A 25,926-nucleotide genomic window follows, 5' to 3' on the forward strand; every position below is an offset into this window, starting at 1 on the left:
CTGCGTCTTTTTGTTTCACTTCACCGCCGGGGGCCTTCGCCCGGGGCGGCCCCCGGTGGGGGTGGGAGGGAAGGGAGCGGCCGGATCAGGTGCGGGTCGCTTCCAGCTCGGCCGTCTCGGCCGGGGCCGGGTCAGGAGTCGAGCCGGCGCCACGGGTCAGCGCCTCGCCCTCCACATCCACCCGGGGGAGCGCCCGGTCCAGCCACTTCGGCAGCCACCAGGCCCGGTCGCCGAGCAGGGTGAGCACGGCCGGCACGATCGCCATCCGGACGACGAACGCGTCGAACAGGACCGCCGAGGCCAGCCCGAACCCGATCATCTTGATCATGGAGTCGCTCTCACCGATGAACCCGGCGAACACCGCGATCATGATCAGGGCGGCGGCCACCACGACCCGGGCGCTGTGCCGGAAGCCGCTGGTGATCGCCTCGTCGGCCCGGTCGCCGTGGACGTACGCCTCCCGCATCCGTGAGACGAGGAACACCTCGTAGTCCATCGCCAGGCCGAACACGATGCCCACCAGGAAGATCGGCATCAGGCTCATGATCGGGCCGGTCTGGTCCACCCCCAGCAGGTCCGCGCCGTGACCCTGCTGGAAGACCAGCACGACCACGCCGAGCGAGGCGAGCACCGACAGCAGGAACCCGGCGGCGGCCTTGAGCGGGACGAGCAGGGAGCGGAAGACGACCATCAGCAGGATGACGGCCAGGCCCACCACGACCAGCAGATACGGGACCAGCGCGGACTGCACCTTGCCGGAGATGTCGATGTTCAGCGCGGTGGTGCCGGTGACCTCGAACGTCGCTCCCGTCCCGGACTCGATCCCGGGCCGCTCGTCGCGGATGACGTTCACCAGGTCCTTGGTCTTCTCGTCGGTCGGCGCGGTCGCCGGCACCGCCGAGAAGACGGCGGTGTCCCCGGCCTCGTTGAACTGCGGAGGGGAGACCGACACGATCCCCTCGGTCGCCCCGATCTCCTGCGCGACCGTCTCGGCGGCGCCCTTCGCGTCGTCGGCGCCCCTGGCGTCCACCACGATCGTCAGCGGCCCGTTGAAGCCGGGCCCGAAGCCCTCGGCGAGCGCGTCGTAGGCCCGCCGCTCGGTGGTGGAGGTCGCCTTGGCCTCGTCACCGGGCATGCCCAGCTGCAGATCGGTCATCGGGATCGCGAGGGCGCCGAGACCGACGACGCCGAGGAGCAGCACCGGCACCGGGCGGCGCAGCACGAACCGGGACCAGCGGGTGCCGCCGTTGTCCCCGGCCTCCTCCTCGATACGGCCGCTCCTGCGGGCCCCGCGCGAGAGCACGGCGTTCGGCCAGCAGCCGAGGACGGCCGGCACCAGGGTCAGCGCGATCAGTACGGCGACGACGACCGCGCCCGCGGCGGCCAGCCCCATCTTCGTCAGCATGGGAATGCCGACCACGGCCAGTCCGGCCAGCGCGATGACGACGGTGAGCCCGGCGAACACCACCGCCGAGCCGGCCGTACCGGTGGCCAGCGCGGTCGCTTCCTCGGGCGTACGGCCCCTGGCGCGCTCCTCGCGGTAGCGGGACACGACGAACAGGGCGTAGTCGATGCCGACCGCGAGGCCCAGCATCATCGCGAGGGTGCCGGTCGTGGTGGACAGCCCGAACGCCTCCGACAGGACCAGGATGGTGGCCATGCTGAGGCCGACGCCGACGAGCGCGGTCAGCAGCGGCAGCCCGGCGGCGGCCAGCGAGCCGAAGGTCACCAGCAGCACGACGGCGGCGAGGGCGACACCGATGATCTCGGCCGTCCCGCCCGGACCGCCCTGCTCGGCCACCGCGGTACCGCCCGCCTCGACGGTCAGCCCGGACTTCTGGGCCTCGTGGAGCGCGTCCTCCAGATGGGTCCGGCTCGCGTCACTGAGGTCGGCCGCCGTGGCCTTGTAGGTGACGGTCGCGTACGCCGTCGAGCCGTCCTGGCTGACCGCCCCCGCCCGGAACGGGTCGACGGCGCTCGCCACCTGCGAGCCGTCCGCCAGATCGGCCACGGTCTCCTCGACGGCCTTCTTGTTCTCGCGGGCGGTGACCTTCTCGCCGTTCGGGGCGACGAACACGACCCGGGCGGTGGCGCCGTCCGCCGTGACGCCCGGGAAGCGCTGCTCCAGCAGGTCGAACGCCTTCTGGGACTCGATGCCCGGCATGGAGAACTCCTCGTCGGAGGCTCCCGGGGCCTTGAGGGCGCCGACACCGACGGCACCCAGTACGGCCACCCACACGAGGATGACGTACCAGCGTTTGCGGAAGGCCAGCCGGCCCAGCCGATAGAGGAAGGTTGCCATGAGGCGCGGGTCTCCACGTCAGAGGTCTGGGAGGAAGAGGTCTCGGATACCCGCCCAGACTCCCGGCCGGAGCCCCCTCACGTCGTCGTGCGGCTGCCGACAATCCCCCGTACTCGGAACGCAGTACGGCACGGCCTCCGGGTCACCCCGGGGGATGACCGGGGCGAGCCGGAGGCCACGTGGCAAGGGAGGTCACTACATGGAGTGCAGGGTGTCGCGGGAGGCCTTGATGAAGGCCCTCAGTGCCTCCCAGAACGGCGCGTAGCAGCCGTCGAAGCGCGCCACGGCAGCGGTGTCGCCCTCGATCATGGCCTCGATCGCCTTGTGGAAGGGGCTCGTCGCCCGCCGGACGGTGTTGGCGAGTGCGGCGACGTCCTCGGGCCCCTCCAGCGAGACGACCCAGGTGAGGTTCCGCAGTGTGGCGTACTCGTCCCGCTGACGCTCCCGCAGCCGCCGTAGTTCCTCGATCCGCTCCGGCCCGAGCCCGTCCTCGGTGCCCCGGACCACGTCGGACACCTTCCAGTGCACGTCGTTCAGCCGCTGCGCCTGCTCCATGAACTCCGCGTACGCCGTCCGTCGCGCCGCCCGCAGCCGCTCCACGCGCTGCGCGTCCGCCGTGGTGTCCGCCTGGATCCGCGCCGCCCGCGCGGTCCCCCGGCTCGTCACCCAGCTCGCGAGGACGGCGGTGCCGGCGGTGAGCGCGGCGATCCAGAACGTGCCGTCACCCACGGCCGGGCCCCAGCGAACGTGCGGTGACCCCGGCCAGATGGGCGGTGAAGACCGCGCGGGCGTCCGGGGTGAGGGTGCGCAGGGCGACCAGGGCCGTGACGACGACGTCGCACAACTCCGAGCCGACGTCGTCCCAGGTGTGGGTGACGCCCTTGCGGGGGTTCTGGCCCGTCACGCCGATGACCGCCTGCGCGACCTCGCCGACCTCCTCCTGGAGCTTCAGCAGCCGCAGCAGCAGGCCCTCCCGGCCGCCGTGCGGCTGGTCCGCCTCCAGCCAGGCGTGCAGGAGGGAGACGGACTGCCAGAGATGGTCGTCGGGGGCGGCGGAGTGCCGCTGCTCGCTCATGGGCGCAGCCTGTCACGCGCCTGTGACAGCGAGGGCCGGTCCGGGAAAGTGACGGCTGTTCGGCGGGAGCCGAGGCTGTCGTCCGCCGGGCGAAGGGCAGTCACCGGGCTTCTCGGGATCCCCGGGCTCCGGAGCGAGGAGTCACTCCTCGAACAGCGCCTCCTGCTCGCCCTCCTTCTCCTTGCGCACCCGCTGGTTGCGCAGGCCCACGACCACCGCGGTGACCGCGGCCGTGCCGGCCAGCGCCACCGGGACCATCCAGCCCCGGTCGACGACATGGCGGAACGCGTGGTCGAGGGAGAGCCGGCCGGGGCCGGCGACCGCGAGGCCGGCGGCGGCCAGGCCCAGGGTCGCGGCGTACTCGTAGCCGCCCTCGGCGGCGAAGAACCCGTTGGGCGTGTGGATCGCGGTCGCGCCGCCCATCGCCCCCGCCGCGGCCGCACCGGCCGCGGGGGTCGCGAGGCCGAGCGCGAGCAGCGCCCCGCCGCCCGTCTCGGCCAGCCCGGCGGCGGTGGCGCTCGCCCGGCCGGGCGTGTACCCGACGGACTCCATGAAGGCGCCCGTCCCCTCGATCCCGTGCCCGCCGAACCAGCCGAACAGCTTCTGCGTGCCGTGCGCGGCGAGGACGCCGCCCGTGCCCAGCCGGAGCAGCAACAGCCCCAGATCACGTCGGTCGAACGAGGTCATGACCACTCCTGAACAGCAGAGGTACCGGCGGTATCCGGCGGAGAACCCGACCGTGCGCACGCGCGAACATCCCTCCGGTGCGCATGTGTGTACGTCCCCCGCGTATCCACCGTGGCACCGATGACACCTGCTCGGCCCGCCCGCGCGCCCGTTCGGGTGGCGCACGACCCGTCGCGCGCCTCCCGGTGGCGGGCCCCCGCCCGCGGTGTGAGGCTGGCCGCCATGACGATCGCACCCGCCAAACTCAGCGACCCGGCCGTCCGGGCCTTCGTCGCCGCGGTGAACGCCCACGACCAGAACGCCTTCTTCGCGCTCCTCACCGACGACGCGACCATGTCGGACGACGGCTCCGACCGGGACCTCACGGACTGGACCGACCGGGAGATCTTCTCCTCCCACGGCCACATGGAGGTCCAGCGTGAGTCCGCCGGCGGCCGCGCCCTGGTCGCCAACTACCGCAACGACACCTGGGGCGAGATGCGCACCGCATGGCGCTTCACGGTGTCGGAGGACGGCCGGATCAGCCGCTTCGAGACGGGTCAGGCGTAGCCCACCGCGAAAGCCGTGGCCGGGGGCTTGTGTTCGTGTGCGCTCCAACTCCTACCGTTCGTGGTCATGGAGACGAACACGCACACCGACCCGAACGCGCACACGGACCCGAACGCGGACACGGACCCGAACGCGTCCACGCGCACGGACCCGTACACCAGGTCCCTCGGCCGCAGCGGCATCCGGGTCAGCGCCCTCGGCTTCGGCTGCTGGGCGATCGGTGGCGAGTGGCAGGCCGCCGACGGACAGCCGCTCGGCTGGGGGAAGGTGGACGACGAGGAGTCCGTACGGGCGATCCACCGCGCCCTCGACCTCGGCGTCACCTTCTTCGACACGGCCGACGCGTACGGCACCGGGCACAGTGAGCGGGTCCTCGGCCGCGCCCTCGGCAGGCGCCGCGCGGACGTCGTCGTGGCCACCAAATGGGGCAACGTCTTCGACGCGGCCACCCGCACCCTCACCGGCCAGGACGACACCCCGGCCCACGCCCGTCGCGCCCTCACCGCCTCCCTGGACCGACTCGGCACCGACCACGTCGACCTGTACCAGTTGCACCTCTCCGACGCCGACCCCGAGCGCGCGGCCCTGCTCCGCGACGCCTGCGAGGAGTTCGTGCGCGAGGGGCTGATCCGGGCCTACGCGTGGAGCACCGACGACCCGGACCGCGCCGCCGTGTTCGCCGAAGGACAGCACTGCGCGGCCGTGCAGCACCGGCTGAACATCCTCCAGGACGCGCCCGCACTCCTCGCGCTGTGCGAGGAGTCCGACCTGGCGAGCATCAACCGAAGCCCCCTCGCCATGGGGCTCCTCACCGGCAAGCACATCCCGGGGCGCGCCCTGGAGGCCGGCGACATCCGCAGCACCCCGCCCGCGTGGCTGGAAGGCTTCACGGCCGGCGGAGGCGGCGACCCCGAGTGGCTCGGCCGGGTCGAGGCACTGCGCGAGATCCTCACCACCCAGGGCCGTACGCTCGCGCAGGGCGCCCTCGCCTGGATCTGGGCCCGCAGCCCGCGGACCGTGCCCATCCCCGGTTTCCGCTCGGTCGCCCAGGCGGAGGAGAACGCGGGCGCCCTCGCGAAGGGACCGCTCACCCCGGACCAGGTGGCCGAGATCGACCGGATCCTGGGGCGCCGAACGGCCTGATCCTGGGCCGTGAACGACCGGATCCCGGGGCGCCGAACGGCCTGATCCTGGGCCGTGAACGACCGGCTCCCGGGATGCTGATCGACCGGATCCTGGGTGGTGAAAGGCCCGGTGGGGCCCGCTGGACCCGCCGGGCATCAAGGGCTCGGGCGCGCTCCTGAGCCGCGGTCCGGTGGGCAGCCGTTCCGCGTTCCGGTGCTTACCTCGCGGTCCCACGCGAGGTCCGCCCCCTTCCGGAGCATGGAACGGCTGCCACCTCCCCCCTCGGGTTGGTCACGGAAGCCGCCGCCTCCAAGTGTGAAGCTTTCGTGGAGACAAGCCCTGAGCATATGCCCGCCACGTGCCCCAATGGGCCGGAGGAACAGCTTCCGTTTGTGTAAGTTGAGCCCTGGACGACACGCCGTCACGGCCTGGGGCCAGGGCTCCCACGGCCCTCGCGCCGGGGCCGGGGGCCTCCCGGCCGCGGCTCAGCCCCGTCCGACGTACGGCATCGTCGTCGCCATCACCGTCGCGAACTGCACATTCGCCTCCAGCGGCAGCTCCGCCATGTGCCGTACCGTCCGCGCCACATCGGTCACGTCCATCACCGGCTCGGGCAGGACTTGCCCGTTGGCCTGCAGCACACCGTTCGCCATGCGCTCGGTCATGTCCGTCGCCGCGTTGCCGATGTCGATCTGACCGACCGCGATGCCGTACGGACGCCCGTCCAGGGAGAGGGACTTGGTCAGGCCGGTCAGCGCGTGCTTGGTCGCGGTGTAGGCCACCGAGTGCGGGCGGGGCGTGTGCGCGGAGATGGAGCCGTTGTTGATGATCCGGCCGCCCTGCGGGTCCTGCTCCTTCATCTGCCGGTACGCCGCCTGCGCGCACAGGAACGCCCCGTTGAGGTTGGTGTCCACGACGTGCCGCCAGGCCGCGTAGTCCAGCTCCTCCACCGGCACCCCGCCCGGACCGAACGTGCCCGCGTTGTTGAACAGCAGGTCCAGCCGCCCGAACCGCTCCCGTACGGCGGTGAGGAGCGCGTCCACGTCGCCGGGCCGTGAGACGTCCGTACGCACGCACAGCGCCTCCGGGGCGCCGGTGCCCGGGCGCGCCGCGGTACCGGCACCGGCACCGGCACCGGCACCGGCATGGGCGTCGGCACCGGCTACCGCTACGGCTGCGGCACCGGCGTCGGTCTCGGCCTGGGCCGCGGTCTCGGCGAGCTTCTCCTCGCGGCGGCCCGCGAGCGCCACCGACCAGCCTGCGCGCAGCAATTCCACCGCCACGGCACGGCCGATGCCGGAGCCCGCACCCGTCACAATCGCGATCCTGCTCTCTTCAGCCTTCATGGGCTCGCAGCGTAGGGGAGGCCGACGGCCCGGCCGCGCAGGTGGGGCCCGGTATATGGAACTCATTCGTCCGCCATCTGGGTGTTGTGTACGTGCCACAAGATCGTCGAACCTGGCCACTCCACTATCGAGCACAACTACCTTCAGAAGAGGGCCAGATGCCACTCCCCACCCATGGGCCGAAGCCGTCCCGCTCGTCCCACGCGCCCGAACTGCGCGCCGTCGCCCGGCACTTCGACCGCCGGCGCTTCCTCACCGTCACGGGAGCCGCCGCCGCGCTCGCCTTCGCCACCAACCTTCCCGCGGCCGGCGCCGCGGCCGCCGCCACGCTGGACCCCGCGCAGATCACCGAGGACCCGTTCACGCTCGGCGTCGCCTCCGGCGACCCGCTGGCCGACTCCGTGCTCCTGTGGACACGGCTCGCCCCGGCCCCCTACCAGCCGGACGGCGGTCTGCCCGCCGAACGCGTCCGGGTCGCATGGGAACTGGCCCTCGACGACAGATTCCGACGCGTCGTCAGACGCGGCACCGCCACCGCCCACCCGGAGTTCCATCACACCGTCCACGTCGAGGTCGGCTTCCTCACCCCCGGCCGCGTCTACTACTACCGCTTCCGCACCGGCACCTGGATCAGCGAGACCGGCCGCACCCGCACCGCCCCCGGCCGCTTCCACCTGACCGGCTCCACCGCGCTCACCTTCGCGGCCGTCTCCTGCCAGCGCTACGACCAGGGCTACTACACCGCCTACCGGCACCTCGCCGACGAGGACATCGATGTCGTCTTCCACCTCGGCGACTACCTCTACGAGTACGCCGTGAACGCCGTCGGCGGCGCCCGCAACTACACCGACCGCGTCCTGCCCGACGTCTTCAACCACGAGACGGTCACCCTGGAGGACTACCGCCTGCGCTACGCCCTCCACAAGACCGACCCCGACCAGCGGGCCGCCCACGCCGCGCACCCCTTCGTCGTCACCTGGGACGACCACGAGACCGAGAACAACTACGCGGGCGACCACCCCGACGGCGGCGAGCCCTCCGAGGAGTTCCTGCTGCGCCGCGCCGCCGCCTACCGGGCGTACTGGGAGAACCAGCCCCTGCGCCGCCCCCAGCGCCCCGACGGCCCCGACATGAAGCTGTACCGCCGCTTCCGGTGGGGCCGGCTCGCCCAGTTCGACATACTCGACACCCGGCAGTACCGCTCCAACCAGGCTCAGGGCGACGGCTGGCAGATCCCCGGCCCGGAGTCCGCCGACCCGGCGCGCACGATGACGGGCGCCACCCAGGAGCGCTGGCTCCTGGACGGCTGGAACCGCTCCGACGCGGTCTGGAACGTCCTCCCGCAGCAGGTCACCTTCTCCCAGCGCCGCAACGCCGTCGGCGAGGTCTACAAGGTGTCGATGGACTCCTGGGACGGTTACCGCGCCTCCCGCGAACGCCTCCTGGCCGGCGCCGAGGCCGCCGGCATAGAGAACCTCATGGTCCTCACCGGAGACGTCCACGTCGGCTACGCCTTCGACATCAAGCGTGACTTCGACGACCGCGCATCCCGGACCGTCGGCACGGAACTCGTCGCCTCCTCCATCAGCAGCGGCGGCAACGGCTCCGACAAGCCCGCCAACTGGGACACCTACATGACCGCCAACCCCCACATGCGCTTCTACAACGGCCGCCGCGGCTACACCACCGTCACCCTCGACCGCCGGTCCGCCCGCGCCGACTTCAAGGCCGTGCCGTACGTGACGACGACAGGCGCGGGCATCTCGACGGTGGCCTCCTTCGCGGTGGAGGCGGGGGTGCCGGGGCTGCAGCCTGTGTAGGGGAGAGGGGACGGGCGGGGACGAGAGGGGGTGTGGGCGCGGGGCGGGCCGGAACGAACATTCGTTCCGCCCCCCGGCCCCCGCCGGTCCTACGCGAACGAACCTTCGTTCACCCGCTCCTCGCCGGGATACCGCACCCCCACCCGCTCCCGCAGCGCGTCCAGGGTGCGCATCACGGCGAGGGTGCCGTCCAGGGGCACGAGCGGCGACTCGGTCTCGCCGGCGCGCAGGGCCCGCATGACCTCGATGGCCTCATGGCGCAGGCTGTTGCGGGGGCCGTCCGCCGGATCGGCGGTGAACGTCTGCGCCTCGCGGCCGTCCCGGTGCAGGACGAACCGTTCCGGGAAGAAGAACCCGGACGGTATGTCGATGCGGCCCTCGGAACCGGTCACCGAGGCGGAGGTGCCCGTGCCGCCCACGATGGAGCAGTGCACCGAAGCGAGGGCGCCGCTCTCCCACGAGAGCAGTGCTCCGGTCTGGAGGTCGACGCCCTCGTCGGAGAGCACCGCTCTCGCCGTCACGTCCGAGGGCTCCCCGAGGAGCAGTTGCGCGAACGACACCGGATACACGCCGAGGTCGAGCAGCGCGCCCCCGCCCTGCGCAGGGTCCCGCAGCCGGTGCGAGGGCGGGAAGGGCCCCGCGAGCCCGAAGTCGGCCTGCACGGTGCGCACCTCACCGATCGCGCCGTCCCGCACGACCTCGACCAGCCGCCGGACCAGCGGATTGCAGTACATCCACATGGCCTCCATCAGGAACCGCCCGTGCTCCCGGGCCAGCGCGACCAGTTCCTCCGCCTCCCGCGCGTTCAGCGTGAACGCCTTCTCGCACAGGACGTTGCGCCCCGCCTCCAGACACATCCCGGCGGCGGCCCGGTGCGCCGCGTGCGGAGTGGCGACATAGACCACATCCACGTCCGCGTCCTCGGCGAGGGCGCGCCAGTCGCCGTAGGCCCTCGGTATCCCGAAGCGTTCCGCGAAGGTCTTCGCCGAGGCCTCGCTCCGTGAGGCCACCGCCACGACCTCGGCGTCCGGCAGGTCGACGAGGTCCGCCGTGAAGGCCGCGGCGATCCCCCCGGTCGCCAGGATCCCCCACCGCACACGTCCGTCGTTCGACATCGCCACCCCTGTCCTCGGCTCCGGGGGCGGGTTTGTGACCCCGCCCACGTCGTACGAGCTGAGAGCATAGGTGGCGGACCGAACGGAGAGGGAGGGGCACATGCCCGAGGGGCACATACCGGGCTCGGCGGCGGCCGAGCGGAGCACGACGGCGGGGGAGCACCCGCAGCCGGCCGCGGCGGCGGAACCCCGGCCGTCGACGGCGCACCCGCCGACACCGCAGCTGTCGAAGCCGCAACCGCCCCAGTCTCAGCCGAAGTCCCAGCCCCAGCCCCAGCCGTCGACCCCCGGCTCCGCGAAGGTGACCCCCGGCTCCGCGAAGGCGGCCACCGCCCTCCGTCGTACCGGCCTCCTCGTCACTCTCATCCTCGGCGGTCTCACCGCGACGCCGCCGCTCGCGATGGACATGTACCTCCCGGCCCTGCCGGAGGTCACCAACTCCCTCCACGCCCCCGCCACCACGGTCCAGCTCACCCTCACGGCCTGCCTCGCGGGCATGGCGCTCGGCCAGCTCCTGATCGGCCCGATGAGCGACCGCTTCGGCCGGCGCCGCCCGCTGCTCCTCGGCCTCGCCGTCTACATCGTCGCCACCGCGCTCTGCGCCCTCGCCCCCACCATCGAGACCCTCATCGCCCTCCGGCTGGTGCAGGGCCTCGCCGGTTCGGCCGGGATCGTGATCGCCCGGGCCGTGGTCCGGGACCTGTACGACGGCGACGCGATGGCCCGTTTCTTCTCGACCCTGATGCTGGTCTCCGGCGTCGCCCCGGTCGTCGCGCCGCTGATCGGCGGCCAGGTCCTGCGGGTCACGGACTGGCGGGGCGTCTTCGTCGTCCTCACGGTCATCGGCATCGCGCTCCTCGCGGTCGTCTGGACGAAGCTCCCCGAGACGCTCGCCCCCGCCGAACGCCACGGCGGCGGCATGGGCGAGACCCTGCACGCCATGCGCGGCCTGCTCGCCGATCGGGTCTTCATGGGCTACACGCTCGCCGGCGGCTTCGCCTTCGCCGCCCTCTTCGCGTACATCAGCGCCTCGCCGTTCGTGATCCAGGAGATCTACGGGGCCTCCCCGCAGACGTTCAGCCTGCTTTTCGGCGTCAACTCCGTCGGCCTCGTCGTCGTGGGCCAGATCAACGGCAAGATCCTGGTCGGCCGGGTCAGCCTGGACAAGGTGTTCGCGGTGGGCCTGAGCATCGTCGCCGTCTCCGCGACCGTGCTGCTGCTGATGTCCCTGGGCGTCTTCGGCGAGGTCGGCCTGGCCCCGGTCGCCGCGGCCCTCTTCGTGCTGATGTCGGCGATGGGCGTCACTCTCCCCAACACCCAGGCGCTCGCGCTGATGCGGGTACGGCACGCGGCCGGTTCGGCGTCGGCGCTGCTGGGTACCTCGTCCTTCCTGATCGGCGCGATAGCGTCGCCCCTGGTCGGCGTCGCGGGCGAGGACACCGCCGTGCCCATGGCCGTGGTCCAACTGGCCGCGGCACTGGTGGCCGCGACCTGCTTCGTGGCACTGTGCCGTCCTTGGAACGGACGTACGAAAGCGGAGGGAGCGGAGAGCTGAGCGCGCCGAGACTGCGCACGGACACCCCGGAACGGGCCGGACTGGACCCCGAGGAACTGCGCCGTCTCGTCCGGGACGTGCGCGCGCTGACGGAGGGGGAACGCCCCCTGGCCCCCGGTGCCGTCGTCCTCGCCGGACGCGGCCCCGTCGTCGCCGTCGAGGAGGCCGCGGGCTGGGCGGTCCGCTACGACTCCTACGACGAGGACGCCGACCGGGGACGGGAACTCCCGCCGGACTCCCGCGTCCCGGTGACCCCGCGCACCCCCTTCGACCTGGCCTCCCTCACCAAGCTGTTCACCGCCGTGGCGGCCGTCCAGCAGCTGGAGCGCGGCACCCTCGGCATCGACGCGAAGGTGGGGGCGTACCTCCCCGACTTCACGGGCGCCGCCGAACACGGCCTCACCGTCCGCCACCTCCTCACCCACACCTCCGGACTGCGTCCCGAACTCCCGCTGTACGACTGCCCGTCGGCGGCCGACCGGCTGACGATGCTCCGCGTGGAGGCCCCGACGGCGCCTCCCGGCACGGTCCACCTCTACTCCGACCTGAACCTCCTGCTGCTGCAGCACGTCCTGGAGCGGCTGACGGGCCGGACCCTGGACGCCCTGATCCGTGACGGCATCACGCATCCGCTGGGCATGGTGTCGACGGCCTTCGGCCCGTGCCCGGCCGCCGCGGCCACGGAGGACCAGCGCCGTCCGTGGGCGAAGGCGGACCGGGGCATGGTCCGCGGCCGGGTCCACGACGAGAACGCGTGGTCCCTCGGCGGTGTGGCCGGCCACGCGGGCCTCTTCTCGACCGCCCGGGACCTGGCCGTCTTCTGCCGCACCCTGCTCGCCGGCGGCTCCTACGGCCCCGCGCGCATCCTCGGACCCGACTTCGTCGAGCTGATGCTGGCTGCGCCGGGGCTGGGCTTCGCCCTCGACCAGCCCTGGTTCATGGGCGAGCTGGCGGGCCGGGGCGCGGCCGGCCACACCGGCTTCACGGGTACGTCCCTCGTGCTCGACCCGGCGACGGACACGTTCCTCGTCCTCCTCACCAACGCGGTCCATCCCCGTCGCCGCGGACCCGTCAACGCGGCGAGGGCGGCGGCGGGGACCCGGCTGGCGCGGGCGGTGCGGGGCAGGTGAGCCGCACGCACAGGGGTGAGCGGGCGCCGGGGAGGCGGACGATTTCGGCGCCCTAGAATCGCCACGTGAACGCCCCTGCCCCCGCCTCCGCCGCCGACGCCCTGCGTACCGCCCTCGCCGGCCTCCTCGACGGTCTCCCGCCCAGGTCGGCCACGCGGGCGGTGGAGCGGCTGATCGCGAACTACCGGGGGCGCACCCCGACCGACGCGCCGGTGCTCAGGGACCGGTCCGACGTGGTGGCGTACGCGGCGTACCGGATGCCGGCGACGTTCGAGGCGGTGTGCTCGGCGCTGGAGGAGTTCGCGGCGGCGGTGCCCGGGTGGGTGCCCGGCGGCCATGTCGACGTCGGCGGCGGCACGGGCGCGGCGACCTGGGCGGTGAACGCGACCTGGGCGGGCGGCCGTCCGGTGACCGTGCTCGACTGGGCGGAACCGGCGCTGGCGCTCGGGCGGGAGATCGCCGCGGCGAACCCGGAGCTGAAGGCCGCCGAGTGGCAGCGCTCTCGTATCGGAGCGGCGCTCACCATCGAGAGCACTGATCTCGTCACGGTCTCCTACGTCCTCGGCGAGCTGACCGCCGAGGACCGCACGGCCGTGGTGGAGGCCGCCGCGGCCGCCGCCCGGGCCGTCGTGATCATCGAACCCGGCACTCCCGAGGGGTACGCCCGCGTCATCGAGGCCCGGGCCCGCCTCGTCGCCGCCGGTTTCCACATCGCCGCGCCCTGCCCGCACAGCGCCGCCTGCCCCATCGTCCCCGGCGAGGACTGGTGCCACTTCGCGGCCCGGGTCAGCCGTTCCTCGCTGCACCGCCAGGTCAAGGGCGGCTCCCTGCCGTACGAGGACGAGAAGTTCAGCTACGTCGCCGCCACCCGCTTCCCCCCGGTCCCGGCCCCCGCCCGCGTCGTCCGCAAGCCGCAGATCCGCAAGGGTCAGGTCCTGCTGGACCTCTGCGAGACCGAGCCCGCCCTCACCCGGACCACCGTCACCAAGCGCCACGGCCCCCTCTACCGGGCGGCGCGTGACACGGAGTGGGGCGACGCCTGGCCGCCGCCCGCGGACGACGAACAGCCGAGCCGGGCCTGACCCGGGCGTGCCCGCCGCGTAATCCGGTTGCGGAGTCGGTGCGTCTTCCGGCTATCTCATGGATCATGTCCACCACCCCGCAGCTGGCCGAGATCACCCCCGCCAACCTCGAAGCGGCGCTCGCCGTACGCATCCGCCCCGACCAGGAACACCTGGTGGAGCCGGTCGCGCAGTCGCTCGCCGAGGCGTACGTCCACCCCGGCGTCGCCTGGCCCCGGCTCGTCCTGGACGGCGACCGGGCCGTCGGCTTCCTGATGGCCTTCCTGGACATCGACTGGAAGGGCGACGGCTCGGGCACCGACATCCGCTCCGGACTCTGGCGGCTCAACATCGCCGCGGACGCGCAGGGGAAGGGCTACGGCCGTTTCGCCGTCGAGGCGGTGGCCGCCGAGATCCGCCGCCGCGGCGGCGACCGCCTCTTCGTGACCTGGCACCCCGGCTCCGACGGCCCGGAAGCCTTCTACCTCGGCCTCGGCTTCCGCACGACGGGGGAGACCAGCGGCGGCCAGACGGTCGGAGTGCTGGAGCTGACCGACTGACCACCGACCGGTGAGGCGGTTGAGGCGGGTGAGGCGCGCGACCGGCGTGACCATGGCTCGGCGCGACGCGACCGGCGGGCTCGGCGCGCTCGCGCGGGCCTCACCTCTCCTGGCGCTGACGTTTCTCCTGGAGCCTGCGCAGCAGCTCCCGCTTCTGTTCCTGGGGGTCGTGGCCGCCGCCGACGCGGCCGTTCGCGGGGCCGCCGCGCAGGGCCTCGCGGCCCAGATTCCGGCGGGAACCGCCCACTCCCAGCATGTTGCCTGCTCCACCTCGGGTCATGACAGCCTCCTCGATATAGACGATACGGTCCGTCTCGCCTGTTCCACCACCATGAGGCGAGACGCACCGTCTTGTCAACCTGCTAGATTCGGAACATGGCCAACAAGACCGCCCCTGACTCCGCCCGGCGCAGCGAGAAGTCGCGCCGCGCCATCTACGACGCCGCCCTCGCCCTCGTCGGCGAGGTCGGCTACCAGAAGACGACCATCGAGGGCATCGCGGCCCGCGCGGGCGTCGGCAAGCAGACGATCTACCGGTGGTGGTCCTCCAAGGCGGAGGTGCTGCTGGAGGCGTTCATCGATCTGAGCGCCCAGGCGGCGGAGGCCGCCGCCCGGCCCGAGGTGATCGGAGAACGGGCCGAGTACGAGATCCCGGACACCGGTGACCTCGCGGCCGACCTCAAGGCGGTCCTGCGGGCCACCGTCGACGAACTCCTCGACCCCAGGTTCGAGGTCCCCTCCCGTGCCCTGGCCGCCGAGGGAGTGGTCAACCGGCAGCTCGGCACCGAGTTCGTGGCCAAGCTGCTCGAACCCCAGCTCCAGCTGTACGTGAAGCGCCTGCGCGCGGCCCAGGAACAGGGCGCCGTCCGCCCCGACATCGACCCGCGGATCGCCCTGGAACTCTTCGTCTCCCCGCTCGCCCAGCGCTGGCTGCAGTACACGGGACCCATCTCGTACGCGTACACGGACGCGCTCGTCGACTACGCCCTGTACGGCCTCGCGCCCCGCTGACCCGCCCCGCCTCGCTGACCCGCCGACCCCGGTCAACCGCCCGCCCCCGCGGACCGCTCCCGCGCGGGTGTGATCAATCCGACCGGACGGCGGCCGTCCGCGAGCGGGATCCGGGGAGTAAATCCCGCCAAAGCGCGTGATAGTCCACCATCCCTGTCCACGCTCCGGCATCGTCCCGCCCGCCCCGGCCGGGGGCTCCGGCCGTCCCCGGCGCAGGATGGTGGGACCATGGGGACATGCTGTCCGCACCACAGCGAGACGAGGCGATGGATGAGCGCGACGTTCGGCGGCCGGACCGGCCGACAGGGCAGGTTCTCCGAGTGGCTGCGCGCCCGTCGTACCGGCCGCCCGCTCGACGGGGCCGCCGACGAAGCCGGGCGTGAGGAACTGCTGCTCTCCGCCGCCGCCGCCGGACTCCCCCTCGCGCCCGCCGCGTATCCCTCCGGCTACCGGTGCTCCTGCGACCGCGTCGGCTGTCCCACCCCAGCCCGGCACCCGGTGTCCTTCGCCTGGCAGACACAGTCGACCACCGACCGCGGCCAGATCGAGCGCTGGGCCCGCCACCAGCCGCAGGCCAACTTCGTCACCGCGACCGGCATGGTCCACGACGTGCTGGACGTACCGTTCGCCGCCGGCACGGAGGCCCTGGAGCGGCTGCTCGCCGCCGGGATCGAGGTGGGACCCGTCGCCGAGTCCGAGTCCGAGTCGGGCGAGGGGCGGCTGCTGTTCTTCACCCACACCCGGGGCACGCCCGAGGACGAGGACGAGTGGTGGCCCTGCGAGCTGGACTGCCACCCGGAGACCATGGACGAGCACCCGGGGCTGCGCTGGCACTGCCGCGGCTCCTACGTCCTCGTACCGCCGGCCCGGCTCCCCGGCGACCTCGCCGTCCACTGGGTACGCGGCCCCGAGCACCCGCTGCCGGACCCGCTGACCCTGCTGGAGATCCTCACCGACGCCTGCTCCCGCCACGTGGACGAGCAGCCGGACGGCACGAACACGGCCTGGCCCTCCCGGGGCTGACCCGCCCGGTCCGGCGGCCCACCGCCCCGCGTCGGGCCCCGCGTCACCGGCGCCCCGCCGTCACTCGCCCTTGGCCCCCGTGAGCCCGCCCACCTGGCTCAGGAACGTCACCGGCTGGTCCGAGTTCGTCCTCGCCGGGTCGAGGACCGCCTGGTTGTTCACGAACTCCAGGGTCAGGGACTGCTTGGGCTCGCCCGTCATCAGCGCCTTGACGGCCGGGTCCCGGACGGGGATGCTCACGCCCTGCGCGGCGGTCTGCTTCTGGTAGTGCCGGGTGGTGAAGAAGACCAGTGCCCCGCCGTCCGTGGTGCGCAGGCCGACCGGCGCGTAGTCGCCGTTGGTGAGGGCCTCGTCGATGAACTGCCGTGCCAGGCCCGGCTTCGTCGCGTTCCGCCGGCGCTCGGAACGCTTCTCCGAGGTGTACGGGCCGTCCGCGAAGAGGGCGCTGTCCTCCCGCAGGTACGTGACGTACCGGTCGGGCAGCTCCGCCGGGGCGACGGAGAGTTCGGGGTCGTTGGGCGTGACCACCTGGGCGTAGCCGTTCTCGTCCTTCTTGAACTCGGGCAGGTCGGCGCGGGGCACGACGGTGAGGAAGGAGACCTCCCACAGGTCGGTCAGCCCGTCCCGGGTGAAGACGAACAGCCAACGGTCGGTCTTGTTGCCCTTGTTGGCGTCGGCGTCGGCCACGAACCAGCGCGGCCAGCCCGCCTTCTTCGGGATCGTGTACGTGACGTCGGTCAGCTTCAGCGCCACATGGTTCGGGTTGCCGCCCGGGTTGAGCTTGGCGCCCGAGCGGAGCTTGCCGCCGTCGATGTCGGCGAGCGCGCCGGTGACCCGGGAGGCGTCCCGGGACTGGTCGTACGCCTTGTCCGCCTTGTTGTACGCGGCGGTGAAGTCCTTCAGCGCCCGCGCGGCCTGAGCCGGAGTCGTCGTGGCGACGACCTCCAGGTCGCCGCGGACCACCACGCACCCGCTCGCCGTCAGCGCCAGCGCGGTCACCGCGGTGGTCAGCAGCGCAGTGCGGCCGTACGACGGAAACCCGCCGGCCCGGCGAAGTCCGTCGTACCGGCGGAGTCCGAGGAACCTCCCGCCTGTACGCACCGGACGAATCTCACGGAGCCTTCGTCGGCTCGGAACCCCGAGAACCCTGCTCATCAGGAATCTTCACCTTCCCCTTCCCGGAGGCGAACCCTACCGGGGCGAGGAACAGCGCGAGCGTCGGGACCAGATAGAGGAGCCAGACCGTGACTTGGAGGACCGTCGGGTCGGGCTGGAAGTTGAGGACGCCCTTCAGGAGGGTGCCGTACCAGCTGTCCGGCGGGATCGCCCCGGTGATGTCGAACGCCTTGTCCGTGAGGCCGGGCAGGAAGTCGGCCTCCTGGAGGTCGTGGAACCCGTACGCGAGGACTCCGGCCGCGACCACGACGAGCATGCCGCCGGTCCAGGTGAAGAACCGGGCGAGGTTGATGCGCAGCGCGCCCCGGTAGAACAGCCAGCCGAGCACCACCGCCGACGCCAGGCCCAGCAGGACGCCGACGAGCGGGCCCTCGGTGCCGTCGCCCGACGCCCGTACCGACGTCCACACGAACAGCGAGGTCTCCAGGCCCTCCCGGCCCACCGCGAGGAACGCGGTCGCCACCAGCGCGCCCGTGCCCATCCGCAGGGCCGCGTCCAACTTGCCGTGCAGGTCTGCCTTGAGATGGCGGGCGGTGCGCCGCATCCAGAAGACCATCCAGGTCACCAGGACCACCGCGAGGATCGACAGGGAGCCGCCGAGCGCCTCCTGCGCCTTGAACGTCAGCTCCTGGGAGCCGAATTCGAGGACGCAGCCGAAGGCCAGGGCGAGTGCGACGGCGACGCCGATGCCGGTCCAGATGGGCTCCAGGGCGTCCCGGCGGTCCGTCTTCACCAGATAGGCGATGAGGATGCAGACGACGAGACTGGCCTCCAGGCCCTCCCGCAGACCGATCAGATAGTTCGCGAACACGGTGTCAGCCCTTCGTGTCCGGTGAGGAGAACAGCGCCCGGCCCCACCAGTCGTCCGCGTCCCGGACGCCCGGCGGCACCGCGAAGATCGCCGAACCCACGTGCTGGATGTACTCGTTGAGCGCGTCCGTGGCCAGGTTGCGCTGGACCGGGATGAACCCCTCGCGCACGTCGCGCTGGTAGGCGAGGAAGAACAGGCCCGCGTCCAGGCGGCCGAGCCCGTCCGTGCCGTCGGTGAAGGAGTAGCCGCGCCGCAGCAGCGTGACCCCGTGGTTGGAGTCGGGGTGCGCGAGCCGTACGTGCGCGTCCGGCAGCATCGCCTTCAGGAACGGCTCGTCGCGTTCCTTCGCCTTGCCGACCGGGGCGCCCTCGCCCTTGTCGCGGCCGAAGATGTCCTCCTGCTCCTGCAGCGGGGTCCGGTCCCAGGTCTCGATGTGCATCCGGATGCGCCGGGCGACGAGATACGAACCGCCCTTCATCCAGGCCGAGTCCGCGTCGACGTCCTTCTCGCCCACCCACACGAACTTCTTCAGGCGGTCCGTCTCCGTGCCGGCGATGTTGCGGGTGCCGTCCTTGAACCCCATGAGGTTGCGGGGGGTCTGCGCCTCGGGGGTGGTCGAGGAGGTCTTGCCGAACCCGAGCTGGGACCAGCGCACGGAGACCTTGCCGAAGCCGATGCGGGCGAGGTTGCGGATGGCGTGCACCGCGACCTGGGGGTCGTCCGCGCAGGCCTGGACGCACAGGTCGCCGCCGCTGCGCGCCCGGTCGAGGTTGTCGCCGGCGAACTGCGGCAGGTCGACGAGGGCCTCGGGCCGCCGACCGGCCAGCCCGAACCGGTCGAACAGGGACGGTCCGAAGCCGACGGTCAGCGTCAGCCGGGACGGCCTGAGCCCCAGGGCCTCGCCGGTGTCGTCCGGCGGAGCCTCGGCCAGACCGCCGTACGCGCCGTCGCCGACCGCCTTCCCCGCGGTCATCCGGCGTGCGGCGGCCGTCCAGTCCTTCAGCATGGCCACGAACGCGTCGCGGGCGTCGGTCTCCACGTCGAACGCGGCGAAGTGCAGCCGGTCCTGCACGGGCGTGGCGATACCGGCCTGGTGGGCGCCGTGGAAGGCGACGGCCGCCCCGGCCGCGGGGGCCGCGCCGTCCTCGCCCGGGCGGGCCACGGCGACCGCGCCGCCGGCCGCGGCGGCACCGAGCGCGAGCCCGGCACCGCCCCAGCCGATCAGCGCACGCCGCGACGGGGCACCCGGGCTCTCGGACGCGGGACGGGGCTCGGAGGGCTCCTCGGTGGTCATCGTCACTTCACCACGGCTGCCGCGAGCTGCGAGAGGGGTTCGGCGAGCGCGTTCACCGCGTCCGACAGCTCCTTCTGCTCCGCCTTGCCGACCTTGTCGTAGGAGACGAAGTCGTAACCCGTCTTGTCCTTGCGGTACTTGTCGAGCAGCGTGTTCAGGGCCGCGAACTGCTGGTCGAGTTCCTTCGTCAGCTCCGGGTCGTTCTCGGCGGCGACGGACTTCAGCAGCTCGTAGGACTCCTCGGCGCCCTCGACGTTGGCCTTGAAGTCGACGAGGTCGGTGTGCGAGTAGCGCTCCTCCTCGCCGGTGACCTTGCCGGTGGCGACCTCGTCGAGGAGCTCCTTGGCGCCGTTGGCCATGGAGGTCGGGGTGATCTCGGCCGTGCCGACCCGCTTCTGCCAGTCCTCCAGGTCGGTCACCAGCCGGTCGGCCAGCTCGGAGTCACGGGCGGTGAGTTTGCCGTCCTTCCACAGCGAACGCTCCAGGCGGTGCCAGCCGGTCCAGTCCTTCTCCGGGTCCTGGCCCTCCTCCAGACCGTCCTCGCGGACATCGACCTTCGGGTCGATGTCGCCGAAGGACTCGGCGACCGGCTCGGTGCGCTCCCAGCCGATACGGGAGGGGGCGTACGCCTTCTTCGCGGCCTCCACGTCGCCGTCCTTGACGGCCTCGGCGAACACCTTCACCAGCGGGATCGTCTCGTCCGCCTGGGTCTGCGCGTACTTGCGGTAGGAGGCGACGGCCTCGTCCAGACGTGGATCGCGCGCGGCGACCTTGCCACCGCCGGTGGCCTTGACGTCCTGCCGGATGCCGTCGCCCTTCATGCCCGGCTTGCAGGCGATCCGGTAGTCACCGGCCTTCACCTCGGCGGTGACCTTCTGCTTGGTGCCGGGGCCGATGTTCTCGCGCTCGGTGACCACACGGTCGTCGGGGAAGAGGAGGTAGACCTCGGTGACCTTGGAGCCCTTGTTCTCGATGTCCAGCTCGACGTGACCGGCCGGGAACTCCTTCTTCGACACCTCGCAGGTGGTGTCGGTCGCGGTCACCGCGATGGCCCCGTCCGCCCCCGCGCTGCTCTTCTCGGTGCAGCCGGTGAGAGCAGTCAGGGCCGCCGCGGTCGTGGCGGCGGTGACGACGGACAGTCTGAGGGGGCGCATTCCGGCTCCAAGGCAGTACACGGGGGACACACAGAGAAGGTGAGGCGGCCCCGAGTTATCTGAGCCTTACCTCACCAATTGCTGCTCCTCCAGTGAAGCCCTCTCCCCGGGGCCGTACGAGCACGGACCGATCACGGTGGCTCAAAACAGCCTCCATAGTCCGGTCAAGAGCGGGTCAAGAGGCTCATTCCCCGGTCAAGAACGCGGTTTCACGTCCAAGCGCCGACGTCCGTCCCGTTTCGGCGTGATCAGGACATCACCGGTCCGTGGATGCGCGAACACCTCCACCGCCTGCCCGTACACCTCCGACAGCAACGCCTCCTCGAACACCTCGGCCGGCGGCCCCTCGGTCGCGATCCGCCCGTCCCGCAGCACGGCCACCCGGTCCGCGTACGCCGCCGCGAGCCCCAGATCGTGCAGGACGACGACCGCGTCCCCGGTCAGCGCCCGCGTCCGGCACACCCCGAGCATCAGCTCCTGGTGACGCAGGTCCAGCGCGGCCGTCGGCTCGTCCGGCATCACCAGCGGCGCCCGCTGGGCGAGCACCCGCGCCAGCGCCACCCGGGCGCGCTCACCGCCGCTCAGCGCGGAGAAGGGCCGGCCCGCGAACCCGGTGACCTCCGTCAGCGCCATCGCCTCCGCGACGGCGGCCTCGTCCTCGGCGTACGCGGCCTCCGGTCGCCGCGCCCAGGGTGCCCGCCCCATCCGCACGACCTCCTCCACCGTGAACGGACACCCGCCTCCGCCGCCCCGTCGGACCTCTCCGGCTCAACCGGCTTGTCCAGTAAGGTCACTTGGTTCTCTCCTCGGTGGGCCGGCCAGGCCCGGTCGCCGTCCGGCGGTGGGGTGACCTGGTACGACCCGGGGCCTGGTTGATGTTTCAATTCCGGGGTGACCGACTTCGATGTGCTGCGGGTGTTCTGCGGACCCCGCGGCGGATACGGCAACGAACTGGGCGTCGTCCGCGAGGGCTCCGTGATGCCCGACCGCGCCGAGCGCCAGGAGTTCGCCGCCAAACTCGGCTTCAGCGAGACCGTGTTCGTGGACGACCCCGAGCGCGGTGTGATCGACATCTACACCCCGTCGCTGCGCCTGCCCTTCGCCGGATATCCCTGCGTGGGCGCGGCCTGGCTGCTCGACGTGCCCGAGCTGGTCACCCCGGCCGGTGTCGTCGGTGCCCGGCTGGACGGTGAGTTCAGCTGGATCGAGGCGCTGCCGGAGTGGGCCCCGCCCCGCACCTTCCGCCAGTACGCCTCCGCCGCCGAGGTCGACGACCTGCGCGTCCCCCCGCCCGGCGAGCGAAGCGAGATGGGGGTGCCCCCGGACGAAGTCTGGGGGGGGATCTACGCCTGGGCCTGGGAGGACGAGGCGGCGGGACGCATCCGTGCCCGCGCGTTCCCCGGCCGCGACGACGGCATCGACGAGGACGAGGCCACCGGCGCGGCGGCCCTGCAGCTGACCGCTCAGCTGGGCCGGGCCCTGAACATCACCCAGGGCACCGGTTCCCAGCTCCTCACGGCCCCGCAGCCGCACGGGTGGGTGGAGGTCGGGGGCAGGGTGTTCCTGGAGCGGTAGGGCGCCTGTGGGGTCAGGGGGCGGCCCCCGACCCCGGGACGCTCACGCGCTCAACGGGAACTCGTCCCCCAGGGCGCGGAAGACCGCGGTGTTCAGCGCGAACGCCCGCTTGCACTCGCTCACGATCCGCTGCTTCTCCAGGTCGTCGGCCCGCAGCCGGTCCAGCAGCTCCCGGTAGCCCCGCTTGAACGCGGCCGGGTTGGTGATCTGCTCGAAGACGTAGAACCGGACGCCGTCGCCCTTCCTGGCGAAGCCCCAGGTCTTCTCGGCCCGGTCCCGGATGATCTGTCCGCCGGAGAGGTCGCCGAGGTACCGCGTGTAGTGGTGGGCCACATAGCCGCCGGCCCATGAGCGCCCGCACTCGGCGACCCGCGCGGCGTACTCCTCGGTGGCCGGCAGCGCCGTGAGCGTCGCACGCCAGCCGGGGCCGCGCAGATGCTCCAGGTCCCGCTCCAGCGCGGTCAGCCGCATCAGTTCGGGCTGGACGAACGGGCCGGCGACCGGGTCACCGGCCAGCCCCGGCGCCGCGCTCTCCAGCGCCTCGTACACGAACCACAGCTGCTCGGTGTACCGCGCGTACGCCTCGACGCCGAGTTTGCCGCCCAGCATGTCGCCCATGAACGTCGTGGACTCCGCCTCGGTGTGCTGCTCGTGCGACGCGGTGCGGATGAGCGTGGAGAACGCCGTGTCCGATGCGACCGACGCGTTCATGGAGGCCTCCGGTGCGGAAGTGAGGAAGACGAGAAGCTGACGCCAGTTTTTATGGTTAGGCTTACCTAAGTCAACAGGTTCCCGACTCCCTGTCGGTAAAACGGTACCCCGACTCCGGCCGGTGCATCCGCACAACGAGAAGCCCGCCGCTCGGCAGGAGCCGAGGGCGGGCTGTCCCGGGAAACGAATCGCGGCGCGACTACGGCAGCGTGAGGATCTCCGCGCCCGTCTCCGTCACCACCAGCGTGTGCTCGAACTGGGCGGTGCGCTTGAGATCCTTGGTGACGACCGTCCAGCCGTCGTCCCACATGTCGTAGTCGTAGGACCCGAGCGTGAGCATCGGCTCGATCGTGAACGTCATCCCGGTCTGCATCACCGTGGTCGCGTGCGGGGAGTCGTAGTGCGGGACGATCAGGCCGGAGTGGAACGACGAGTTGATCCCGTGCCCGGTGAAGTCGCGCACGACGCCGTACCCGAACCGCTTCGCGTACGACTCGATGACCCGCCCGATGATGTTGATCTGCCGGCCCGGCCTGACGGCCTTGATGGCACGGGCGAGGGACTCCTCGGTCCGCTCGACGAGCAGACGCGACTCGTCGTCCACCTCGCCCACCAGGTACGTGGCGTTGTTGTCGCCGTGCACGCCGCCGATGTACGCCGTCACGTCCAGGTTGACGATGTCGCCGTCGCGCAGCACGGTCGAGTCGGGGATGCCGTGGCAGATGACCTCGTTGACCGAGGTGCACAGCGACTTGGGGAAGCCCCGGTAGCCGAGCGTGGACGGGTAGGCCCCGTGGTCGCACATGTACTCGTGCGCGACCCGGTCCAGCTCGTCCGTGGTGACCCCGGGGGCGATGTGCTTGGCCGCCTCGGCCATCGCCCGCGCCGCGATCCGGCCGGCGACGCGCATCGCCTCGACGGTCTCGGGAGTCTGCACCTCCGGCCCGGTGTAGGGAGCCGGGGCGGGCTTGCCCACGTACTCGGGTCGGCGGATGTTTCCCGGGACGGTACGGGTGGGGGAGAGCTTCCCCGGTGCGAGCAGCGACTGGCCAGACATGCCAGCGAGTTTAACCAGCGGTGGTGGGGGACCATGTCGGAGACGACTGTGGAAGGGAACTCAGGTCATGCCTCTGTTCAAACGGCGTACGGCCGGCAAGCCCGGCGAGTGGTTCTACTGCCTGGAGCACAAGAAGGTCGAGGAGGGCCCCGACTGCCCCGGCAAGGACCGTATGGGCCCCTACGCCTCCCGGCAGGACGCGACCCGGGCCATGGAGACGGCCCAGGAGCGCAACGCGGAGTGGGAGAACGACCCCCGCTGGCACGACACCCCCACGACGGGCCCGAACGCGGACTGACCGGCCCGGCAGCTCGGGGCCGCGCTGCCGCCGCGACCGCCGCCCGGCAGGCGCGGCCCCCGTGGGACCACCGCACGGCGTTCACCAGCGCCGCGGGCCGGGCGGGAGCGGCCACAGGCGCAGCCGTCAGCCGGGAGTGGTGGACGGGCCGGCCGGTGAGGCCGCCCGCTGCTCCCGCAACCGCACCGCGTGCTCGTTCGTGCGCACGTCGTACGACATCAGCTTCGGAAGGCACAGCGCCAGCAGCCCCACCGCCCCCACGCACAGCAGTCCGCCGGCCCACACGGACGCCCGTACGGACGTCCACGCCGCCATGCTCCCGGCCCGTACCTGCCCCAGCTGAGGTCCGACCGAGTACGACAGCAGCTCGATCCCCGCCAGCCGCCCCCGCAGCTCGTCCGGAATGGTCTGGTTCCACATCGCGGCGCGGAAGATCCCGCTCACCATGTCGAAGGCGCCGCCCAGCACCAGGAACGCCAGCACCAGCCACACCTCCCGCACCAGCCCCGCCGCCGTCACCGACAGTCCCCACAGCACCGCCGCCAGCACCACCATCCGCCCGTGCCGGTGGACCCGGGACGCCCACCCGCTGGTCAGCGTCATCAGCAACGCTCCCGCGGGCAGCGCCGCGTACATCAGCCCCAGCGACCACGGGGCGTCCAACTCGTCCGCCAGGAACGGCAGCAGGGCCAGCGGCATCGCCAGGAACATCGCGGCGAGATCGACGGCGTAGGTACCGAGCAGTTCCTTGCGGCTCCACGCGTACCGCGCGCCCTCCGCGATCGACCGCAACGACGGCTTCGCGGCCTCGTGCGACGCGGGGGAGGGGGCGAGCCCCACGGCCAGGGCGACGGACGCCACGAACGTCGCGAGGTCGGCCGCGTACGCCCAGGCGAGCCCCGCGTAGGCCACGACGACACCCGCGAGGGCCGGGGCGGCGACCCCGCCCACCGTCCAGCGCAGCGAGTTCAACGAGGCGGCGGCCGGCAGGTGCTCGTGCGGGACGATACGGGGGACGATCGAGTCCAGGGCCGGGCGCTGGACCGCGACCAGCGCGGACGACAGGGCGGCCACCAGGTACAACGGCCACACCAGCGGCTCCGGCAGCAGCGCGTTGACCAGCAGTCCGGCGCACAGCAGTCCCAGCCCGACCTCGCTCCACAGAATCAGCGCCCGCTTGTCCAGGGCGTCGGCGAGGGCCCCGCCGTACAGCCCGAACACGATCAGCGGCACGAGTTCGACCGCCCCGATGGCCCCGACCGCGACGACCGACCCGGTCAGCTCCTTCATCTGCACGGGCAGGGCCACGAAGGTCAGGAAGCTCCCGAAGTTGGTGATCAGCCCCGCCACCCACAACCGCCGGAAGTCCACGGACACCCGCCAGGGCCCGAGATCGGGCAGCAGCGCGCCAAGGCGCGACCCGGACGGGGGAGGGGAGGAGGCGGGAGGAGAGGAGGCCGTGGCGCCCGGAGCGGCATCGTCGGAAGCAGT

25 protein-coding genes and 1 pseudogene are annotated in these 25,926 nt (G+C 72.3%); 11 read left to right on the plus strand and 15 right to left on the minus strand.

The features are described 5' to 3' along the window. Positions 1–85: 85 nt before the first annotated feature. The 4 genes from ACFU5F_RS27335 to ACFU5F_RS27350 form a co-directional block, all read right to left on the minus strand. Entirely contained in the window at positions 86–2,302 is a 2,217-nt protein-coding gene (locus ACFU5F_RS27335) for an MMPL family transporter (RefSeq protein ID WP_383892458.1), read from the minus strand. Positions 2,303–2,497: 195 nt separating this feature from the next. After that, complete coding sequence (locus tag ACFU5F_RS27340; RefSeq protein WP_383892461.1) at positions 2,498–3,031, minus strand: hypothetical protein; 534 nt, start codon at positions 3,029–3,031, stop codon at positions 2,498–2,500. Continuing rightward, positions 3,024–3,377: a MazG-like family protein gene (locus tag ACFU5F_RS27345; RefSeq protein ID WP_383892464.1), complete on the minus strand. Its 354-nt coding sequence runs from the start codon at positions 3,375–3,377 to the stop codon at positions 3,024–3,026. Before ACFU5F_RS27345 ends, ACFU5F_RS27340 begins: the two co-directional genes overlap by 8 nt. A gap of 141 nt (positions 3,378–3,518) precedes the next feature. Beyond that, positions 3,519–4,064: a DoxX family membrane protein gene (locus ACFU5F_RS27350; protein ID WP_319365138.1), complete on the minus strand. Its 546-nt coding sequence runs from the start codon at positions 4,062–4,064 to the stop codon at positions 3,519–3,521. Between the two features lie 222 nt (positions 4,065–4,286). Here ACFU5F_RS27350 and ACFU5F_RS27355 point away from each other — a divergent pair, with 222 nt between their 5' ends. Both ACFU5F_RS27355 and ACFU5F_RS27360 read left to right on the plus strand, forming a co-directional pair. Further along, positions 4,287–4,613 (plus strand): nuclear transport factor 2 family protein, encoded by a 327-nt coding sequence (locus ACFU5F_RS27355; protein WP_275458966.1) that lies wholly within the window; start codon positions 4,287–4,289, stop codon positions 4,611–4,613. 60 nt (positions 4,614–4,673) lie between these two features. Then, positions 4,674–5,756, plus strand: coding sequence for an aldo/keto reductase (locus ACFU5F_RS27360; protein ID WP_383892468.1), 1,083 nt, complete (start codon positions 4,674–4,676; stop codon positions 5,754–5,756). A 467-nt stretch (positions 5,757–6,223) separates the two neighbouring features. On the opposite strand, the gene ACFU5F_RS27365 is transcribed toward ACFU5F_RS27360, so the two are convergent. Then, on the minus strand, positions 6,224–7,084 hold the full coding sequence (locus ACFU5F_RS27365) for an SDR family oxidoreductase (protein ID WP_383892472.1): 861 nt from the start codon (positions 7,082–7,084) through the stop codon (positions 6,224–6,226). 158 nt (positions 7,085–7,242) lie between these two features. Between ACFU5F_RS27365 and ACFU5F_RS27370 the strand changes: the two genes are divergently transcribed. Next, positions 7,243–8,904 (plus strand): alkaline phosphatase D family protein, encoded by a 1,662-nt coding sequence (locus ACFU5F_RS27370; protein WP_383892475.1) that lies wholly within the window; start codon positions 7,243–7,245, stop codon positions 8,902–8,904. An 89-nt stretch (positions 8,905–8,993) separates the two neighbouring features. Here the strand turns inward: ACFU5F_RS27370 and ACFU5F_RS27375 are convergent, their stop codons facing one another. Further along, positions 8,994–10,019, minus strand: coding sequence for a Gfo/Idh/MocA family protein (locus ACFU5F_RS27375; protein WP_383892478.1), 1,026 nt, complete (start codon positions 10,017–10,019; stop codon positions 8,994–8,996). A 100-nt stretch (positions 10,020–10,119) separates the two neighbouring features. Between ACFU5F_RS27375 and ACFU5F_RS27380 the strand changes: the two genes are divergently transcribed. The 4 genes from ACFU5F_RS27380 (at position 10,120) to ACFU5F_RS27395 (ending at position 14,325) form a co-directional block, all read left to right on the plus strand. After that, positions 10,120–11,574, plus strand: coding sequence for a multidrug effflux MFS transporter (locus tag ACFU5F_RS27380; RefSeq protein WP_383892481.1), 1,455 nt, complete (start codon positions 10,120–10,122; stop codon positions 11,572–11,574). Beyond that, a complete protein-coding gene (locus ACFU5F_RS27385; RefSeq protein WP_383892484.1) occupies positions 11,526–12,704 on the plus strand; it encodes a serine hydrolase domain-containing protein in 1,179 nt (392 codons plus the stop codon). Before ACFU5F_RS27380 ends, ACFU5F_RS27385 begins: the two co-directional genes overlap by 49 nt. A 65-nt stretch (positions 12,705–12,769) precedes the next feature. Continuing rightward, positions 12,770–13,786, plus strand: coding sequence for a small ribosomal subunit Rsm22 family protein (locus tag ACFU5F_RS27390; protein ID WP_383892487.1), 1,017 nt, complete (start codon positions 12,770–12,772; stop codon positions 13,784–13,786). Between the two features lie 65 nt (positions 13,787–13,851). Then, positions 13,852–14,325, plus strand: a complete 474-nt coding sequence (locus ACFU5F_RS27395) for a GNAT family N-acetyltransferase (protein WP_383892490.1) — start codon at positions 13,852–13,854, stop codon at positions 14,323–14,325. Positions 14,326–14,425: 100 nt separating this feature from the next. Here ACFU5F_RS27395 and ACFU5F_RS27400 read toward each other — a convergent pair whose 3' ends face one another. Next, positions 14,426–14,605: a DUF6243 family protein gene (locus ACFU5F_RS27400; protein WP_383892493.1), complete on the minus strand. Its 180-nt coding sequence runs from the start codon at positions 14,603–14,605 to the stop codon at positions 14,426–14,428. Between the two features lie 95 nt (positions 14,606–14,700). On the opposite strand from ACFU5F_RS27400, the gene ACFU5F_RS27405 reads away from it, so the two are divergent. Beyond that, a complete protein-coding gene (locus tag ACFU5F_RS27405) occupies positions 14,701–15,336 on the plus strand; it encodes a TetR/AcrR family transcriptional regulator (protein ID WP_383892497.1) in 636 nt (211 codons plus the stop codon). Between the two features lie 270 nt (positions 15,337–15,606). After that, positions 15,607–16,359, plus strand: a complete 753-nt coding sequence (locus ACFU5F_RS27410; RefSeq protein WP_383892500.1) for a bifunctional DNA primase/polymerase — start codon at positions 15,607–15,609, stop codon at positions 16,357–16,359. Positions 16,360–16,419: 60 nt separating this feature from the next. Here the strand turns inward: ACFU5F_RS27410 and ACFU5F_RS27415 are convergent, their stop codons facing one another. The 5 genes and pseudogenes from ACFU5F_RS27415 to ACFU5F_RS27435 all read right to left on the minus strand — a co-directional run. Further along, complete coding sequence (locus tag ACFU5F_RS27415) at positions 16,420–17,514, minus strand: hypothetical protein (RefSeq protein ID WP_383892503.1); 1,095 nt, start codon at positions 17,512–17,514, stop codon at positions 16,420–16,422. Beyond that, a complete protein-coding gene (gene efeU / locus ACFU5F_RS27420) occupies positions 17,471–18,346 on the minus strand; it encodes an iron uptake transporter permease EfeU (RefSeq protein WP_383892505.1) in 876 nt (291 codons plus the stop codon). Before efeU ends, ACFU5F_RS27415 begins: the two co-directional genes overlap by 44 nt. Positions 18,347–18,350: 4 nt before the next feature. Continuing rightward, positions 18,351–19,640 carry an iron uptake transporter deferrochelatase/peroxidase subunit gene (gene efeB, locus ACFU5F_RS27425; protein ID WP_383892508.1) on the minus strand — a complete coding sequence of 430 codons (1,290 nt, stop codon included), beginning with the start codon at positions 19,638–19,640 and terminating at the stop codon, positions 18,351–18,353. 2 nt (positions 19,641–19,642) lie between these two features. Next, positions 19,643–20,794: an iron uptake system protein EfeO gene (gene efeO, locus ACFU5F_RS27430; protein WP_383892511.1), complete on the minus strand. Its 1,152-nt coding sequence runs from the start codon at positions 20,792–20,794 to the stop codon at positions 19,643–19,645. A 195-nt stretch (positions 20,795–20,989) separates the two neighbouring features. Further along, positions 20,990–21,526: pseudogene (locus tag ACFU5F_RS27435) on the minus strand (ATP-binding cassette domain-containing protein); the annotation flags it as partial. Positions 21,527–21,685: 159 nt separating this feature from the next. Here ACFU5F_RS27435 and ACFU5F_RS27440 point away from each other — a divergent pair. Continuing rightward, on the plus strand, positions 21,686–22,369 hold the full coding sequence (locus tag ACFU5F_RS27440; RefSeq protein WP_383892514.1) for a PhzF family phenazine biosynthesis protein: 684 nt from the start codon (positions 21,686–21,688) through the stop codon (positions 22,367–22,369). 42 nt (positions 22,370–22,411) lie between these two features. Here ACFU5F_RS27440 and ACFU5F_RS27445 read toward each other — a convergent pair whose 3' ends face one another. Together ACFU5F_RS27445 and map are read right to left on the minus strand one after the other, a co-directional pair. Further along, the gene (locus tag ACFU5F_RS27445) at positions 22,412–23,080 is read right to left on the minus strand and encodes a heme oxygenase (biliverdin-producing) (RefSeq protein ID WP_383892517.1); all 669 of its coding nucleotides are present in this window, start codon (positions 23,078–23,080) and stop codon (positions 22,412–22,414) included. Positions 23,081–23,279: 199 nt separating this feature from the next. After that, entirely contained in the window at positions 23,280–24,137 is an 858-nt protein-coding gene (gene map / locus ACFU5F_RS27450; RefSeq protein WP_383892520.1) for a type I methionyl aminopeptidase, read from the minus strand. A 67-nt stretch (positions 24,138–24,204) separates the two neighbouring features. Here map and ACFU5F_RS27455 point away from each other — a divergent pair, with 67 nt between their 5' ends. Further along, positions 24,205–24,435 carry a hypothetical protein gene (locus tag ACFU5F_RS27455; protein ID WP_383892523.1) on the plus strand — a complete coding sequence of 77 codons (231 nt, stop codon included), beginning with the start codon at positions 24,205–24,207 and terminating at the stop codon, positions 24,433–24,435. A gap of 126 nt (positions 24,436–24,561) precedes the next feature. Here the strand turns inward: ACFU5F_RS27455 and ACFU5F_RS27460 are convergent, their stop codons facing one another. Beyond that, on the minus strand, positions 24,562–25,839 hold the full coding sequence (locus ACFU5F_RS27460) for an MFS transporter (RefSeq protein ID WP_383892602.1): 1,278 nt from the start codon (positions 25,837–25,839) through the stop codon (positions 24,562–24,564). Positions 25,840–25,926: the final 87 nt, after the last annotated feature.

It is taken from the genome of Streptomyces sp. NPDC057438 (assembly GCF_042802995.1).
GTDB lineage: Bacteria > Actinomycetota > Actinomycetes > Streptomycetales > Streptomycetaceae > Streptomyces.

What these genes read in the sequence shown, in the direction of transcription:
- ACFU5F_RS27380 (WP_383892481.1), top strand. Translation starts at nt 10,120, where the DNA reads ATGCCCGAGGGGCACATACCGGGCTCGGCGGCGGCCGAGCGGAGCACG.
- ACFU5F_RS27455 (WP_383892523.1), top strand. Translation starts at nt 24,205, where the DNA reads ATGCCTCTGTTCAAACGGCGTACGGCCGGCAAGCCCGGCGAGTGGTTC.
- ACFU5F_RS27445 (WP_383892517.1), bottom strand. Translation starts at nt 23,080, where the DNA reads ATGAACGCGTCGGTCGCATCGGACACGGCGTTCTCCACGCTCATCCGC.
- ACFU5F_RS27400 (WP_383892493.1), bottom strand. Translation starts at nt 14,605, where the DNA reads ATGACCCGAGGTGGAGCAGGCAACATGCTGGGAGTGGGCGGTTCCCGC.
- efeO (WP_383892511.1), bottom strand. Translation starts at nt 20,794, where the DNA reads ATGCGCCCCCTCAGACTGTCCGTCGTCACCGCCGCCACGACCGCGGCG.
- ACFU5F_RS27415 (WP_383892503.1), bottom strand. Translation starts at nt 17,514, where the DNA reads ATGAGCAGGGTTCTCGGGGTTCCGAGCCGACGAAGGCTCCGTGAGATT.
- ACFU5F_RS27345 (WP_383892464.1), bottom strand. Translation starts at nt 3,377, where the DNA reads ATGAGCGAGCAGCGGCACTCCGCCGCCCCCGACGACCATCTCTGGCAG.
- efeB (WP_383892508.1), bottom strand. Translation starts at nt 19,640, where the DNA reads ATGACCACCGAGGAGCCCTCCGAGCCCCGTCCCGCGTCCGAGAGCCCG.
- ACFU5F_RS27335 (WP_383892458.1), bottom strand. Translation starts at nt 2,302, where the DNA reads ATGGCAACCTTCCTCTATCGGCTGGGCCGGCTGGCCTTCCGCAAACGC.
- ACFU5F_RS27355 (WP_275458966.1), top strand. Translation starts at nt 4,287, where the DNA reads ATGACGATCGCACCCGCCAAACTCAGCGACCCGGCCGTCCGGGCCTTC.
- ACFU5F_RS27350 (WP_319365138.1), bottom strand. Translation starts at nt 4,064, where the DNA reads ATGACCTCGTTCGACCGACGTGATCTGGGGCTGTTGCTGCTCCGGCTG.
- ACFU5F_RS27410 (WP_383892500.1), top strand. Translation starts at nt 15,607, where the DNA reads ATGAGCGCGACGTTCGGCGGCCGGACCGGCCGACAGGGCAGGTTCTCC.
- ACFU5F_RS27395 (WP_383892490.1), top strand. Translation starts at nt 13,852, where the DNA reads ATGTCCACCACCCCGCAGCTGGCCGAGATCACCCCCGCCAACCTCGAA.
- map (WP_383892520.1), bottom strand. Translation starts at nt 24,137, where the DNA reads ATGTCTGGCCAGTCGCTGCTCGCACCGGGGAAGCTCTCCCCCACCCGT.
- ACFU5F_RS27375 (WP_383892478.1), bottom strand. Translation starts at nt 10,019, where the DNA reads ATGTCGAACGACGGACGTGTGCGGTGGGGGATCCTGGCGACCGGGGGG.
- ACFU5F_RS27370 (WP_383892475.1), top strand. Translation starts at nt 7,243, where the DNA reads ATGCCACTCCCCACCCATGGGCCGAAGCCGTCCCGCTCGTCCCACGCG.
- ACFU5F_RS27405 (WP_383892497.1), top strand. Translation starts at nt 14,701, where the DNA reads ATGGCCAACAAGACCGCCCCTGACTCCGCCCGGCGCAGCGAGAAGTCG.
- ACFU5F_RS27365 (WP_383892472.1), bottom strand. Translation starts at nt 7,084, where the DNA reads ATGAAGGCTGAAGAGAGCAGGATCGCGATTGTGACGGGTGCGGGCTCC.